Here is a 13,801-nt window from a genome sequence, read left to right as displayed (position 1 = left end):
TCGCGCTCCCATGGAGTGCTTTCTTGGCGGACCGCTTATTCTTCGCATTGCCTAGCTTCACGCCCCGCGCTTTCCTCCGCTTCGACCCTGCGGGCATAGGCGTAGCAATAGGCCGCCAGCGCAGCGCGATCCACCAGTGGCAGGATGCCGACCTCAAACATCGGCGTGGCCAGCCGCCGCCACTCTTTTTGCGCCACGCGATCGAGATGGGCAGGGCAGGGGGCGCAGGGCCGAGAGCGGGGTCTGTGCCAGCGTGCTCGGCCTGGGCTTGGGTTTACGGCCCGCCATCATGGCCCTGGCCGGACAATGACCTCAGGACAAGGCGGCGCAGAATACCTGCGGTGCCTTTGTCGTGCCATGCACGGCCGGATCAGGCAGATTTGCCCGCGCCGAAAACATTCTCCAGACCTGCGTGGTCGTCATCGATCTCGACACGGGCGGTACCGCCGGCAAGTGTGACCATGCCGTCCGCCACCTGGGCACCTCCTCCACGCTGCAGGTTGCCTCCGGCGGGATCACCGAAGCCGGGCAGTCCAAGCGCCATCTCTACTGGCGCTTGACGGAGGTTGCCTCCGGCGGTGAACTCGAACAGGTTCGGGCCTTGATTTCAGTGGACGGGTCAGGTCTGGTCACGCGATGAGACCGGCACCGCGCGCGAGCTGGCGCGCATGATTTGCCGAAGCTCCGCTGCACAATGTGTTCGCCTTGCCGAAGCTTGCCGTATCGCCAGTGACCGGACGTCACTTCCAGTCTCCGCATAGCGGGCAGCGACCGGCGCATGGCTGCACGAACCTCGGACTGGGACGCGCATCCGATGTTCCTGAACACACCTGCAGGCATCCTCGATCTCGAAACGGGCGAGATCCTACGACACGACCCTGCGCTCTTACTGACCCAGATGACCATAGCCTAACCTGCGGGTGATTGCCCTTTGTGGTGTGCCTTCATTGGAGAAATCACCGGTGGCAATTCGGACCTGCCGGCCTACCTCCAGCGCCTTGCGGGCAATAGCCTGACCGGCTCGACGCGCGAACAGAGTTTCGCGTTCCTGCATGGCGATGGTGCAAACGGAAAATCGGTGTTTCACAGCACAATTGCCCACGTTCTCGGCGACAATGCCGCTACAGCATCGCTTGACGCCTTCATGTCAGCCCCCGGCACGCGACATCTCACGGAACTTGCCGGGCTCCGGGCCGCCCACCTCGTCTTGGTGCCCGAAACGGAACAAGGTCGCAGCTGGGCCGAGGGTCGCATCAAGACCATTACCGGAGGCGAAAAAATCCACGCCAACTTCATGCGTCAGGACCACTTCGAGTTCACACCGCAGTTCAAACTGGTCATTGCCGGCAATCATCGCTCCCCACCTTATGGGATGCGGCGAAGCGACGCGGCGGCGCCTTCATCTGGTTCCGTTCACAGTCACCATTCCCGCAACGCGTCGTGATCTGCAACTCGTCGAAAAACTCAGGGCCGAGCGTGATGGCATCCTGCGTTGGATGATGGAGGGCTGCGCGGACTGGCAGTGCATCGGCCTCGCACCGCCCGATTGCGTGCTCGAGGCCGCTGCGAAGTACTTCGAAGATGAAGATCTGGTCGGACAGTGGATCGCAGAAAAATGTTCCGAGGGACCGAAACAGCGCGCCTCATCCAAATTGCTGTTCTCCAGCTGGAAGTCTTGGGCCGAAGAAGCAGGGTGCCCGCCTGGGTCCTCCAAATTCCTGGGTGACGCTTTGCGGCAGCGCGGATTTCGGCAAGCCACGGTCAACAGAGCACGCGGCTGGGTCGGGTTGTCTCAGCGCCACGACACCGCTGTTGACGAGGCCGCCACATGAAACGACCCCAATCCTGCGGCCCCAATCCGATCAAACCGGACCACTTGATGCCTCAGGAGAGTCGCGCCGCGCTCTGCAAGGTCCTTGCCCTCGGGCTGATCCGGTTACGGATGCTTGGGGTGGCCAGGTGTCTGACGTAAATGGAAAGTTTCCTCTACACTTTCTTCCCGACCAGGGGGCTCATACAACTTCGCACAAGGAGACAACATGACCCCCGACACCATCCCCGCGCGCCTCGCCGCGCTCAAGACCATCCCGACGCCCGACCTGAAGCAGCAATGGCCGGAGTTGTTCGACAGCGAGCCGCCACCGTTCAAACGCCGCTATCTGGAAAGCCGGTTGGCCTACCGCATCCAAGAACTGGCTTATGGCGGTCTGAAGCCGGAAACGGTGAAACGGCTCGAAGCCCTCGGCGAACAACTGGACGGCGGTGACCGCAAGAAGAGTCGCATCCGCGCTGACCTGACACCGCCTGACACCGATTGTCGGCACGCGCCTGATCCGCGAATGGCAGGGCGTCGAACATCTCGTCACCGTCACTTCTGACGGCTTCGACTGGCAGGGCCGCCCTTACAAATCGCTGTCGGCCATTGCCCGCGCGATCACCGGCACACGCTGGAACGGCTGGGTGTTCTTCGGGCTCAAGAACCACCGGGGGCGGACATGACCAAACCGATTATCCGGGAACTGCGCTGCGCCGTTTACACCCGTAAAGGCGGGAAACTCTACCGATACTATGTCAGTCAGACGGTGCTCAAACATGGTGCAGGATCATGCCCGGTCGGCCGTGTTCCGGCGGGAGAGATCGAGGCCGCCGTCATAGACCAACTCCGCGCCGTGTTCCGCCAGCCCGAGATCGTCGCGGGCACGTGGAAGGCGGCCCGCTCACAGGATGGCGAGATCACCGAGGCCGACGCCCGTGACGCACTGACCTGTCTTGATCCGATTTGGGACGAACTTTTTCCTGCCGAGCAGGCACGCATCGTGCCGCTGCTGGTCAAGCGCGTGGACATAGGAACCGAGGGTCTAAACGTCCGGCTGCGTGTGGACGGTCTCGGCGGCCTCGCGCGCGAAATGCTGGCCGTCGATATCGAGGCCGCAGCATGACCCGCGGGGCACCGATCCCCGAAGCGGTGACGTTGCACGTCCCGTTCCGAGTCGTGATGCGCGGCGGACGGAAGCAGATCCAGCTGCCGGACGGCGCTGCCCTGTCGCACAGGACCGACAACACACTGCTCAAGGCGCGCGCGTTTCGGTGGAAACGCATGCTGGAGTCTGGTGAGTTCACCACAATCGCAGAAGTGGCCGAACGCGAGGGGATCGCCCCGTCCTACATGACCCGGGTTCTGCGGCTGACGGTTACTTGCGTCGGAGACTGCCGAGGTCATCCTAGATGGGAAGCAGGGGCCGGAGGTCAGGTTGGCGCGGGTGCTCAAGCCGTTTCCTCTCGTGTGGGAGAAGCAGCGGGTACAATTCATATGAACGTCGCTCGCGGCCCAGTCCGGACCTTCGAAACATCAATATGCGCTGGATGAGGCGTCACCTGTTTGGACATTCATGCAGAGCGCAGCATGCTGATTGCCGTGGGGCGAGCAGTGCAGCGCCTGCTCGCGTTTCACCGCATGGGGCGCGAATGGTTTACTGACCTCCAAATGAAGGTCTTTCGGTTGTCCCCTGTCACATACCGCAGTCAAGGTCTATCCTTGGTTGACCGCAACGTGTGTCTTGTCGGGGTTTAGCAGGTCCTCGGCCGATGGCGTCGGCCAGTCGAAGTAGTCCAGCGTGCCGGCATACCCGTTGCCGCCCATCCGTCCCAACGCATCGAGCTTTTCGTGGTCAGAGTAGAAGCTGGTCGGATCGATGATGTCCTCTCGGATATGCGCCCGCACGATCCGACCGAGGATGATCTCGCGCGCCGAGCTGAGCGCGATGCCGAGATGGCGGACGCATTCGAACGCCACCGGCGCCTCAGCGATGCGCGGGCAGGCAACCCGGTCGCCGGGCGCGGCGGTCAACCCGGCCACTTCCAGCTCGTCGACCTCCGGGCCGAACCCGGCTGCGGTCTTGGCCATCGCCGCGACATTGGCGCGATCGACGATGTTGACGGTAAAACACTCGGTCAGGCGGATGTTGTGGGCGGTGTCCTTGAAGCTGCGGTCGGGCTTGTTCTCGACCCCGAGGGCCAGGATCGGCGGATCGGCGGACAGGCAGTTGAAGAACGAATAGGGCGCAGCATTGACGATGCCCTCTGGAGAAATCGTGGTCACCCAGGCGATCGGACGCGGCACGATAGTGCCGATCATCACCTTGTAGGCCTCACGGGCAGAGAGATCGGCAAAGTCGAAGGCGTGGTAGCCGTCTTTCAGGGTCATTGGGCCAGTTCCTTGCCGTAATGTGAGAGAATGGATTGGATACTATCTGGCTGCGCGGAAAGCGCGGCCCGGCCGGCCACCGCGCCGAGATGATGCTCCATGATCTCGATGGCACGCGCCGCGTCGCCGGCGCGGATTGCCTCGATGATCTGAGAATGCTCGTCGACCGCGCAATCCGAGGAATGGCTGCGGGCATAAAGCGACATGATCAGCGAACAGCGCAACACCACCTCGGAGACGTAGCGGGTGAGCACCGGGTTGCCGGTGAGTTCGGCCAGCAGCACGTGAAATTCCCCGGCGAGGCGAATCGAAACCGGGCCATCCTTGCCTTTCACCGCTTCTTCTTGGCGCACATGGGCTTCGAGCCGGTCGTAGCCGCTGCCCGGCATACGCTCGCAAAGCAGGCGAATCACATCGTTTTCAAGGCAGCGCCGCACTTCAAACACGTGCTGTGCCTCATCGCGGGACGGTTCGGCAACAAAAGCACCCCGGTTGCGGCGGGTCTCCACCAGCCCTTCATGCTCAAGCCGCACCAGCGCATGGCGCACGATGGTGCGCGAGACGCCGAATTGCTCGCCCACGGTATCCTCCGGCAGTCTCATGCCGGGTTTCAGCGCCTGTTCGATGATCGCCTTGCGCAGCAGGTCATGCACCGCGTCCGTCAGCGTCGTTTTATTCTCACTCATGGTCCGCTCTGCCTATCAATTTCGCACAATCACTATCGTATTCAGTTTAGTCAGTCAATTGGATACAATTTGCTTGCGTTGCTGGATTCTCTGTGTCACCCAAAATACATCGTATCCAATTTTACCGACTTCAAAACACAATCCACCGGGAAAAGGGACAGACACATGAAACTTCGACATCTCCTGCTCGCGACCGCGGCAGTTGCCTCTTTGTCAGGCGCTGCGCAGGCCGAGAATGTGCTGAAATGGGGCGCCAACCGCGATATCGGCTCACTCGACCCGTATTCGTTTGGCGACAGCTTCACCATCAACGTGCTCAACCACGTTTATGAAGGGCTGGTGCGCTACAACAAGGACCTGAAAATCGAGCCGGCGCTGGCGGAAAGCTGGGAAATCCTGGATGACAAGATCACATGGCGCTTCAAGCTGCGCGAGGGCGTGACCTTTCACAACGGCAACCCCTTCACCGCGCAGGACGTGGTCGCCTCGCTGACCCGCGTCAGCCACGAAACATCGCCGCTGAAGGGCAACCTCCCGGCCTATGTCAGTTCCAAAGTGGTGGATGATCTGACCGTCGACATCACGCTGAACGGCACCTACCCGCTGCTGCTGAACGACCTGACCAACATCCATATCTTTGACGCCGAATGGATGACCGCGAATGACGCGCTGATGCCGACCGACGTGGGCGCGGGCACCGAGGGATATGCCACCTACAATGCCAACGGCACCGGCCCCTTTATCGTTGAGAGCCGACAGCCCGACGCCAAGACCGTCTTTGTCGTCAATCCCGATTGGTGGGACGAGCCGCAGCATAACCTCGACCGGATCGAACTGACGCCGGTGAACTCGGCCGCGACCCGCGTCGCCGCGCTGCTGTCGGGCGAGATCAGCTTTACCAATGACGCGCCGGTGCAGGATTTGCCGCGCCTGGAAGCGGCGCCGAACGTCGAGGTGCTGGAAGGCGTCGACCTGCGCACCGTGATGATCGGTTTCCCCTTCCGCGATACGCTGACCACCGGAGAGCCGAATCCCTTTAAGGAAAAGGCGGTGCGCGAGGCGCTTTACAAGGCGATCGACCTCGACCTGATCCAGCAGAAAGTGATGCGCGGCAAGTCCCGCACCGCAGGGGCGACCATCGCACCTCCGATCCCCGGCTATACAGAGGCGCTGGACACGGTGCCGGGCTATGACCCCGAGGCATCCAAGGCGCTGCTGGCAGCGGCCGGTGTGCCCGAAGGGCTGGAATTCGAGTTCAACTGCCTCAGCGACGGTTTGGTGAACGAAGAGCAATTCTGCCAGGCCATTGCCTCGATGTGGTCGCGCATCGGTCTCTCGCCCAAGCTCGACGTGGCGCCGCGCGCGGTGCAGTCGCCGAAGCGGACGAACGCCAAGACCGACGTCTACACGCTGGGTTGGGCGACGCTGCCGCTGCTCGACAGCTATTCGCCGCTGCTGCAAATCTTCCACTCCAAGGACGGCAATGCGGGCGTCTTCAACTGGGGCGGCTGGTCCTATCCCGAACTGGACGCGCTGATCGATGCGGCGGGCAGCGAGCTGGACCTCGAAGCGCGGCTGGCGCTGCAAACGGAGGCGCTCAAGATGGTCAAGGACGAGATGATCATGATCCCGCTGCACCAACAGCCGATGGCCTGGGCGGTGACCGAGGATGTGGCCGAGATGCCGCTCTTCCCGGATGCCAAGCCGCGGCTCTGGTTTGCCAAGATGGGCACCGGATTCTGAGCATGATGTCGGACCGCCCTTGGCGGTCCGACCGGCCGGGGGATGTCATCCCCCGGACCCCCTGAGAGTTTATTCGGCAAGATGAAGAGGCGGCGCGCGCCCTTTGTCGGACCTGGCACTGGAGACCGGAATGATTGCCTTTCTTCTCAAACGCACCGCCAATGCGGCCTTCGTCATGCTGGCGGTGGCGCTGCTGGCCTTCGTGATCTTCCGGTTCTTCGGTGATCCGGTCGAAATGATGGTGAACGAACAGGCCACCCAGCAGGACCGGATCGAGTTACGCGAACGGCTGGGGCTGAATGACGGCTTCGTCACCCAGTACACCCGCTTTGTCACCAATGCGGTGCAGGGCGATTTTGGGATCTCCTATCGCAACCAGCAAGACGTGATGGTGCTGATCAAGGAGCGGTTCCCGGCAACTTTTGAGCTGGTGTTGGTGGCCACGGTGATCTCGCTTGTGGTGGGCATCCCCGCCGGGGTGATCACGGCGGTTCATCGCGACAGCCGATTGGCCAACATGTTGCAACTCGGGTCCATCATCGGGGTGTCCCTGCCAAGTTTCGTGGTAGGCATCCTGCTGATCCTCGCATTCTCGGTCTCGCTGGGCTGGCTGCCGGCCTTCGGGCGGGGCGAGACGGTGGACATCGGCTGGTGGTCGACCGGATTGCTGACCCCCTCGGGGCGGGCGGCGCTGGTGCTGCCGGCGGTCTCGCTCTCGACCTTTCAGGTGACGCTGGTGATGCGGCTGGTCCGGGCCGAGATGCTGGAGACCCTGCGCGCTGATTACATCAAGTTCGCCCGCGCTCGCGGGGTGCCCACCCGGCGGGTGCAATGGCGCCACGCGCTGCGCAACTGCCTGATGCCGGTGATCACCCTGACGGGCATGCAGATCGGCAACCTGATCGCCTTTGCCCTTGTGACCGAGACGGTGTTCCAATGGCCGGGCATGGGGATGCTGTTCATCCAGGCGGTCACCTTCGTCGACTTGCCGGTGATGGCCGCCTACCTGCTGATCGTTTCGCTGATTTTCGTCGTCCTGAATACACTTGTCGACATCACCTATGCCTGGGTCGATCCGCGCCTGCGCGACGACAGTGCCCGTGGCAATGGCTGAACCGGAGAGCCCGATGCAAAAGTCTATTCCCCTGACCACGGCCGACGCCCCGGTGCGCCCCTCGCGGCTGACCAAGTTGCGCGAAAGCGACCTTTGGTACTCTTTCCGCGCGCATCCTTCGGCGATCTTTGCCGCGGTGCTGTTGCTGCTGGTGGCGCTGACGGCATTCCTTGCGCCGCTGATCACGCCGCAGAACCCCTATGACCTGGCCGCGCTGGAACTCTGGAACTCCGAGATCCCGCCGATCTGGGAGGCGGGCGGCCAATGGCCCTACCTGCTGGGCACCGACACGCAGGGCCGCGATATCCTGTCAGCGGTGCTCTATGGTTCGCGGATCTCGCTGATCATCGGCTTCGCCTCGGTGATGCTGGCACTGGCCGTGGGCCTCGCGCTGGGGCTGGTGGCGGGTTACTTTGGTGGCTGGATCGACAATGTGATCATGCGCGTGGGCGATGTCCTTCTGTCGATGCCGTTCATCCTGATCGCCATCCTGATCACCGCCATCGCCAGCGCGTCGCTGCCCACGGGCCTGAAGGACGTGCTGGCCGCGCCGATCCTGATTGTGGCCATCGCCGTTCCGTCCTGGGTGCAATACGCCCGCACGGTGCGCGCCTCAGCCATGGTCGAGGCGAAGAAAGAATACGTTCAGGCGGCCAAGCTGATCCGGGTGAAACCCTGGCGCATCATGCTGCACCACATCCTGCCCAACTGCCTGACGCCGATCATGGTGGCGGCGACGCTGAACTTCGGTCTTGCGATCCTGTCCGAGGCGACGCTGTCCTTTCTCGGCGTGGGCATGCCGCCCGATCAGCCCTCGCTTGGCACGCTGATCCGGATCGGCAACCAATACCTCTTTTCGGGCCTGTGGTGGATTGTCGTTTTCCCCTCGATCCAGCTCTGCCTGATCGTGCTCTCGGTCAACATGATCGGCGACTGGCTGCGCGATGCGCTCAACCCCAAACTGCGGTGACCAAAGTGACTTCGAAGACTCTCAAGAACGTGCGCCCGATGGGCGGCCCCGCTACTGACCTGTATATCGCCAATGGCGCGTTCGTGGCCGACCCGCCCGAGGGTGCCGAGGTGATCGACGGCGGCGGGCGCATCCTGATCCCCGGCCTGATCGAGGCGCATACCCATCTCGACAAGTCGCTGCTGGGCCTGCCGTGGTATCGCAACGAGGTCGGCCCGCGCCTGATCGACAAAATCAACAACGAGCGCGAGGTGAAGGTTTCGCTTGGCCTTGATCCGCAGGTGCAGAGCGAGCGCCACGCCATCCTGGCCATGTCGCACGGTTGCACCCACATCCGCAGCCATGTCGATGTCGATACGCACCACGGGCTGGCCGGGATCGAAGGCGTTTTGGCCACGCGCGAAAAACTGGCCGGGATGGTCGACATCCAAATCGTGGCCTTCCCGCAGTCCGGAATGATGACCCGCCCCGGCACCGCCGAGCTGATGGATGAGGCGCTGGCGCTGGGCGCGGACCTGGTGGGCGGTATCGATCCCTGCGGTATGGAGCATGACCCAAAGGGGCATCTCGATACGGTCTTTGCGCTGGCCGAGAAACACGGCAAGCCGGTGGACATTCACCTGCACGAACGTGACGCGCTTGGCTGGTTCTCGATGGAGGAAATCATCGACCGCACCGTGGCACTGGGGATGCAGGGCAAGGTGTCGGTTTCCCATGCCTTCTGCCTCGGCGCGGTGGATCGCGCCTATGTGGCGGGTCTGCAGGAGACGTTGGCCGAAAACCGCATTCACATCCTGACAACCGCGCCCGCCTCGGCCCCGGTGCCTGCGGTCAAAGAGCTGAAGGCGCTTGGCATCCTTACCGGCGCGGGCTGTGACGGTATCCGCGACACCTGGGGGCCATATGGCAACTCGGACATGCTGGAAAAGGCGATGCAGATCGGGATGCGCAACAACCTGCGCCGTGATGACGAGGTGGAACTGGCGCTGGAGATCTGCACCTTTGGCGGGGCCGCGATCATGGGGGTCGAGGGCTACGGTCTGGACGTGGGATGTCGCGCCGACTGCCTGCTGGTCGAGGGCGAGACCCTGGCAGAGGCTGTGGTCACTCACGCGCCGCGCAAGCTGGTGCTCAAGGGCGGCGCAGTTATCGCCCGTGACGGCGCCTGCGTGATCGAGGCACCATGATGGACAGCGCGATGCAGGGTCGGACGCTCCTTTCCGCCCAATGGGTGATCGGTCACCACGATGGCCGCCACGTCGTGCATGAAAACGGCGTGGCAGTGATCGAGGGGACCGAGGTGCTGCATGTTGGCGCCTCTTTCGAAGGCGAAGTCGCACGGCGGATAGACTATGGCGCGGCGGTGATCTCGCCCGGGTTCATCGATCTCGACGCGCTGTCCGATCTCGACACCACGATCCTGGGCTATGACAACGGACCCGCGTGGAAGAAGGGCCGGGTCTGGCCCGAGAGCTACATCGAACGTGGGCCATACGAGATGTATGACCCCGAGGAACTGGCCTTTCAAAAACGCCATGCTTTCGCGCAGTTGATCCGAAACGGCATCACCACGGCGCTGCCCATCGCCTCACTGTTCTACCGCGAATGGGGCGAGACTGTCGCGGAGTTCGAAGCGGCGGCAGCAGCGGCCGAAGACCTCGGGCTGCGGGTCTACCTCGGCCCCGCCTATCGCACCGGCGGGCAGGTGACGGATGAGGCCGGTAACATCCGCGCGGTCTTTGATGAGGCGCGCGGGTTGGAGGGGCTGGCGGCAGCGGCCGATTTTGCGCGGCGCATCGACGGTATCGCGGGGGGCCGCATCCGCGCGATGTTCGCCCCCGACCGGATCGAGACCTGCACCAAGACGCTGCTGCAACGCACCGCCGGGATCGCCACGGACATGGGGGCGCCCGTGCGCCAGCATTGCAGCCAGTCGCCCATCGAACTGCAGCTGGTGCGTGAACAGCACGACTGCGCGCCGATCGAATGGCTCCAGCGCATCGGTGCGCTGCGCCGGAACTGGCTGTTGCCGCATGGCACGCAGGCGACGGAGGCAGAATTCGACCTGATCGCCGGGGCAGGGGCCACGCTTGTCCATTGCCCCCTTGTCGCCGCGCGCCATGGCGGGATGCTGAAGAGTTTCCCCAAGGTCCGCGCCAAGGGCATCAATATCGGCCTTGGCACCGACACGCACCCCGCCGACATGATCCTCAACATGCAGGTCGGAATGATGACCGCGCGGCTGGCCGAGGGTATGGAGGCGATCCGCTCCGAAGACATGTTCGACGCCGCCACGCTGGGCGGTGCTGACGCGCTGAACCGGCCCGATCTGGGCCGCCTTGCCCCCGGAACCAAGGCCGATATCGCCGTGATCGACCTGCGCCATAGCTTGCAGACGCCCGATCCAGTGCAGACGCTGATGACCGCCGCCTCGGGGCGCGACGTGCGCGATGTCTGGATCGACGGGCGGCAGGTGATGGCCGATGGGGTGATCCCCGGCATTGATGAGACCGCCGATGCTGCCCGCGCGCAGGCGCAATTCGACGGGCTGATCGCCAAGTATTCCGACCGCACCACCGGCCACCCGCCGGTGTCCGAAATCTTTACCCCCAGCTACGAGAGGGCCGCGCCATGAGCGATGTCGTTCTTGATGTGCAGAACCTGCGCGTCGAATTTCCCACCCGAAAGGGCGTGCTGACCGCCGTCGACGATATCTCGCTGCAAATCCGCCGCGGCGAAATCCTCGGCGTGGTTGGTGAATCCGGTGCCGGAAAGTCGATGACCGGAATGTCGATCCTCGGGCTGCTCGAGCCGCCTGGCCGCATTGCCGCTGGCACCATTCATCTGTCAGGCGACCGGATCGACGCCCTCGACGACCGCGCCATGCAGGCCGTGCGTGGCCGTCGCATCGGTGCGATCTTTCAAGATCCGCTGACCTCGCTCAACCCGCTGTTCCGCGTCGGCGACCAACTGGTGGAAACCATCCGCCTGCACACCGACCTGACGAAACCGCAGGCCCGCGAACGCGCCAAGGAACTGATGCGCGAAGTCGGCATCCCGGCGGTGGAAGAGCGCATCGACAGCTATCCGCATCAGTTCTCGGGCGGCATGCGGCAGCGCATCGTGATCGCGCTGGCGCTGTGCGCGGAGCCAGAACTGATCGTCGCGGATGAACCCACCACAGCGCTGGATGTTTCGATTCAGGCGCAGATCACCGCGCTGCTCAAACGGCTCTGCCGCGAACGGGGCACGGCGGTGATGCTGGTGACTCACGACATGGGCGTAATCGCCGAGACCGCCGACCGCGTGGCGGTGATGTATGCCGGGCGGCTGGCCGAGATCGGCAGCGTCGATGACCTCGTGCGCCGCCCGCGCCACCCTTATACCACCGGGCTGATGGGTTCGATCCCTTCGCTGCGCCGGGAGGTTGAGGAACTTCAGATGATCCCCGGCGCGATGCCCCGGCTCAACGCCATTCCGCCGGGCTGCGCCTTCAATCCGCGCTGCGCCCATGCCGGGCCGCGCTGCCGCAAGGACGTGCCGCGCATTGCGAGTGGCGAAAGCTCCGACGCCGCCTGCTGGCTGGCGCAGACCGGCACCGTCGACCAGGGAGAAGCCGCATGACCCTCCGCCCCAATGCCATCCTCGAGGTCGACGCGCTGGAGCGCCGCTTCGACGTCTCCGCCCCCTGGCTCAACCGTCTGATCGAACGCAAGCCGCGCAAGACCCTGCGCGCCGTCGACGGCGTCGATTTCATCATCCAGCGTGGTCAGACCCTCGCGCTGGTGGGGGAGTCCGGCTGTGGCAAGAGCACCATCGCCAAGCTGGTCACCGGGCTTCATCCGCCTTCGGGTGGCAGCATCCGGTTCCACGGCGACCGCGACCGGCTGCAGATGATCTTTCAGGACCCCTTTGCCAGCCTCAACCCGCGCTGGCGCGTGGCCCGGATCATCGCGGAGCCGCTGCGCACCCTGAAGCCGGATACGCCCGAGGCCGAGGTGTCGGCCCGTGTGGATGAACTTTTGCGCACCGTAGGGCTGGCCCCCGCCGACGGTCTGAAGTTCCCGCACGAGTTCTCCGGCGGCCAGCGTCAGCGCATCTCCATCGCCCGCGCGCTGGCAGGCGAGCCGGAGTTTCTGGTCTGCGACGAACCCACCTCGGCGTTGGACGTCTCGGTTCAGGCGCAGGTGCTGAACCTGATGAAGCGACTGCAGACGGAGATGGACCTGACCTATCTCTTCATCAGCCACGACCTGAGCGTCGTGCGCCACATGGCCGATGTGATTGCGGTGATGTACCTTGGCCGCATCGTCGAGATCCAGCCGACCGCCGATCTCTTTTCCAACCCGCTGCACCCCTATACGCGCCTGCTGCTCGACACGATCCCTGACCTCGAAGCGCCAAAGCGCGACCGGTCCCCTATGGGAGGCGAGGTGCCGTCGCCGGTCTCGCCGCCCTCGGGTTGCAGCTTTCACCCGCGTTGCCCGCTGGCCTTTGACCGCTGCAAGTCGGAACGCCCGCAGCGGCGCGCCCATGTCCACAATCGCCGCGTTGCCTGTTTCGCTGCCGAAGAAGGATCCCCCGATGTACAATGAAACCTTCCTGCGCCGCGCCATCGAGATTTCGACACAGGCGCTCGACACCCCGGGCACCGAACCCTTCGGCGCGGTCATCGTCAAAGACGGCAAGATCGTCGGCGAGGGGATCAACCGTTCGGTGATGAACCACGACCCGACCTCGCATGGCGAAACCGAAGCGATCCGCGACGCCTGTCGCAACCTTGAAACGGTCGACCTGCGTGGCTGTGACCTGTACTCCAGTTGCGAGCCCTGCGCGCTCTGCGTGGCGGCCATGAACATCGCCGGGATTGCTGCGCTGTATTTTGCCGCCGACATGGCGCAGGCCGGTGACGCCATTGCCGATCTGCCCGAGGCCGCCCGCTTTCCGGTGGATGTCGAACGATTGACTCACGAATGCGGACTCGCGGTTGCGGACCGGATCATGCCAGCCGAGCAACACTTGGACGCCGAGGCCACAAAGATCCTGCATGATTGGGCCTGCCATGCACGGTCGCAGGCCTGAAC

General features: G+C 63.7%; 15 protein-coding genes and 2 pseudogenes. 14 read left to right on the top strand and 3 right to left on the bottom strand.

The annotated features are described in order from the left end of the window. Nucleotides 1–35: 35 nt before the first annotated feature. Nucleotides 36–161: a hypothetical protein gene (locus ANTHELSMS3_RS19150; protein ID WP_094037245.1), complete on the bottom strand. Its 126-nt coding sequence runs from the start codon at nucleotides 159–161 to the stop codon at nucleotides 36–38. A gap of 251 nt (nucleotides 162–412) precedes the next feature. On the opposite strand from ANTHELSMS3_RS19150, the gene ANTHELSMS3_RS19145 reads away from it, so the two are divergent. The 6 genes and pseudogenes from ANTHELSMS3_RS19145 (at nucleotide 413) to ANTHELSMS3_RS19110 (ending at nucleotide 3,367) form a co-directional block, all read left to right on the top strand. Next, nucleotides 413–640 carry a hypothetical protein gene (locus tag ANTHELSMS3_RS19145; protein ID WP_157733581.1) on the top strand — a complete coding sequence of 76 codons (228 nt, stop codon included), beginning with the start codon at nucleotides 413–415 and terminating at the stop codon, nucleotides 638–640. 138 nt (nucleotides 641–778) lie between these two features. Further along, nucleotides 779–913, top strand: a complete 135-nt coding sequence (locus ANTHELSMS3_RS19140; protein WP_094036272.1) for a hypothetical protein — start codon at nucleotides 779–781, stop codon at nucleotides 911–913. 18 nt (nucleotides 914–931) lie between these two features. After that, nucleotides 932–1,444 carry a phage/plasmid primase, P4 family gene (locus ANTHELSMS3_RS19135; protein WP_094036271.1) on the top strand — a complete coding sequence of 171 codons (513 nt, stop codon included), beginning with the start codon at nucleotides 932–934 and terminating at the stop codon, nucleotides 1,442–1,444. A gap of 595 nt (nucleotides 1,445–2,039) precedes the next feature. Then, a pseudogene (locus ANTHELSMS3_RS19120) lies at nucleotides 2,040–2,499 on the top strand (DUF2924 domain-containing protein). A gap of 35 nt (nucleotides 2,500–2,534) precedes the next feature. Then, nucleotides 2,535–2,939, top strand: a pseudogene (locus ANTHELSMS3_RS19115) (zinc ribbon domain-containing protein); the annotation flags it as partial. Beyond that, nucleotides 2,936–3,367, top strand: coding sequence for a hypothetical protein (locus ANTHELSMS3_RS19110; protein WP_368074423.1), 432 nt, complete (start codon nucleotides 2,936–2,938; stop codon nucleotides 3,365–3,367). The pseudogene ANTHELSMS3_RS19115 and the gene ANTHELSMS3_RS19110, both read left to right, overlap by 4 nt. Before the next feature lie 162 nt (nucleotides 3,368–3,529). Here the strand turns inward: ANTHELSMS3_RS19110 and ANTHELSMS3_RS19105 are convergent, their stop codons facing one another. Continuing rightward, complete coding sequence (locus tag ANTHELSMS3_RS19105; protein ID WP_094036268.1) at nucleotides 3,530–4,204, bottom strand: flavin reductase family protein; 675 nt, start codon at nucleotides 4,202–4,204, stop codon at nucleotides 3,530–3,532. Further along, nucleotides 4,201–4,890: a GntR family transcriptional regulator gene (locus ANTHELSMS3_RS19100; RefSeq protein ID WP_094036267.1), complete on the bottom strand. Its 690-nt coding sequence runs from the start codon at nucleotides 4,888–4,890 to the stop codon at nucleotides 4,201–4,203. Before ANTHELSMS3_RS19100 ends, ANTHELSMS3_RS19105 begins: the two co-directional genes overlap by 4 nt. 165 nt (nucleotides 4,891–5,055) lie before the next feature. Between ANTHELSMS3_RS19100 and ANTHELSMS3_RS19095 the strand changes: the two genes are divergently transcribed. The 8 genes from ANTHELSMS3_RS19095 (at nucleotide 5,056) to ANTHELSMS3_RS19060 (ending at nucleotide 13,799) form a co-directional block, all read left to right on the top strand. Next, a complete protein-coding gene (locus tag ANTHELSMS3_RS19095; RefSeq protein WP_094036266.1) occupies nucleotides 5,056–6,633 on the top strand; it encodes an ABC transporter substrate-binding protein in 1,578 nt (525 codons plus the stop codon). Nucleotides 6,634–6,763: 130 nt separating this feature from the next. Then, nucleotides 6,764–7,747 (top strand): ABC transporter permease, encoded by a 984-nt coding sequence (locus tag ANTHELSMS3_RS19090; RefSeq protein WP_094036265.1) that lies wholly within the window; start codon nucleotides 6,764–6,766, stop codon nucleotides 7,745–7,747. A gap of 13 nt (nucleotides 7,748–7,760) precedes the next feature. Then, nucleotides 7,761–8,717, top strand: coding sequence for an ABC transporter permease (locus ANTHELSMS3_RS19085; protein ID WP_094037244.1), 957 nt, complete (start codon nucleotides 7,761–7,763; stop codon nucleotides 8,715–8,717). A gap of 5 nt (nucleotides 8,718–8,722) precedes the next feature. Next, nucleotides 8,723–9,904 (top strand): amidohydrolase family protein, encoded by a 1,182-nt coding sequence (locus tag ANTHELSMS3_RS19080; protein WP_094037243.1) that lies wholly within the window; start codon nucleotides 8,723–8,725, stop codon nucleotides 9,902–9,904. Continuing rightward, on the top strand, nucleotides 9,901–11,352 hold the full coding sequence (locus tag ANTHELSMS3_RS19075; protein WP_254694780.1) for a chlorohydrolase family protein: 1,452 nt from the start codon (nucleotides 9,901–9,903) through the stop codon (nucleotides 11,350–11,352). Before ANTHELSMS3_RS19080 ends, ANTHELSMS3_RS19075 begins: the two co-directional genes overlap by 4 nt. Then, nucleotides 11,349–12,341: an ABC transporter ATP-binding protein gene (locus tag ANTHELSMS3_RS19070; RefSeq protein ID WP_094036264.1), complete on the top strand. Its 993-nt coding sequence runs from the start codon at nucleotides 11,349–11,351 to the stop codon at nucleotides 12,339–12,341. Before ANTHELSMS3_RS19075 ends, ANTHELSMS3_RS19070 begins: the two co-directional genes overlap by 4 nt. Continuing rightward, nucleotides 12,338–13,312, top strand: coding sequence for an ABC transporter ATP-binding protein (locus ANTHELSMS3_RS19065; protein ID WP_094036263.1), 975 nt, complete (start codon nucleotides 12,338–12,340; stop codon nucleotides 13,310–13,312). The genes ANTHELSMS3_RS19070 and ANTHELSMS3_RS19065 overlap by 4 nt, the downstream gene beginning before the upstream one ends. Further along, nucleotides 13,302–13,799 carry a nucleoside deaminase gene (locus tag ANTHELSMS3_RS19060; RefSeq protein ID WP_094036262.1) on the top strand — a complete coding sequence of 166 codons (498 nt, stop codon included), beginning with the start codon at nucleotides 13,302–13,304 and terminating at the stop codon, nucleotides 13,797–13,799. Before ANTHELSMS3_RS19065 ends, ANTHELSMS3_RS19060 begins: the two co-directional genes overlap by 11 nt. The last annotated feature ends 2 nt before the right edge of the window (nucleotides 13,800–13,801 follow it).

The sequence above is a fragment of the Antarctobacter heliothermus genome (genome assembly GCF_002237555.1).
Classification (GTDB): domain Bacteria; phylum Pseudomonadota; class Alphaproteobacteria; order Rhodobacterales; family Rhodobacteraceae; genus Antarctobacter; species Antarctobacter heliothermus_B.
Note: the sequence above shows the minus strand (reverse complement) of the source record. Positions and strands in the feature narration are given on the sequence as shown.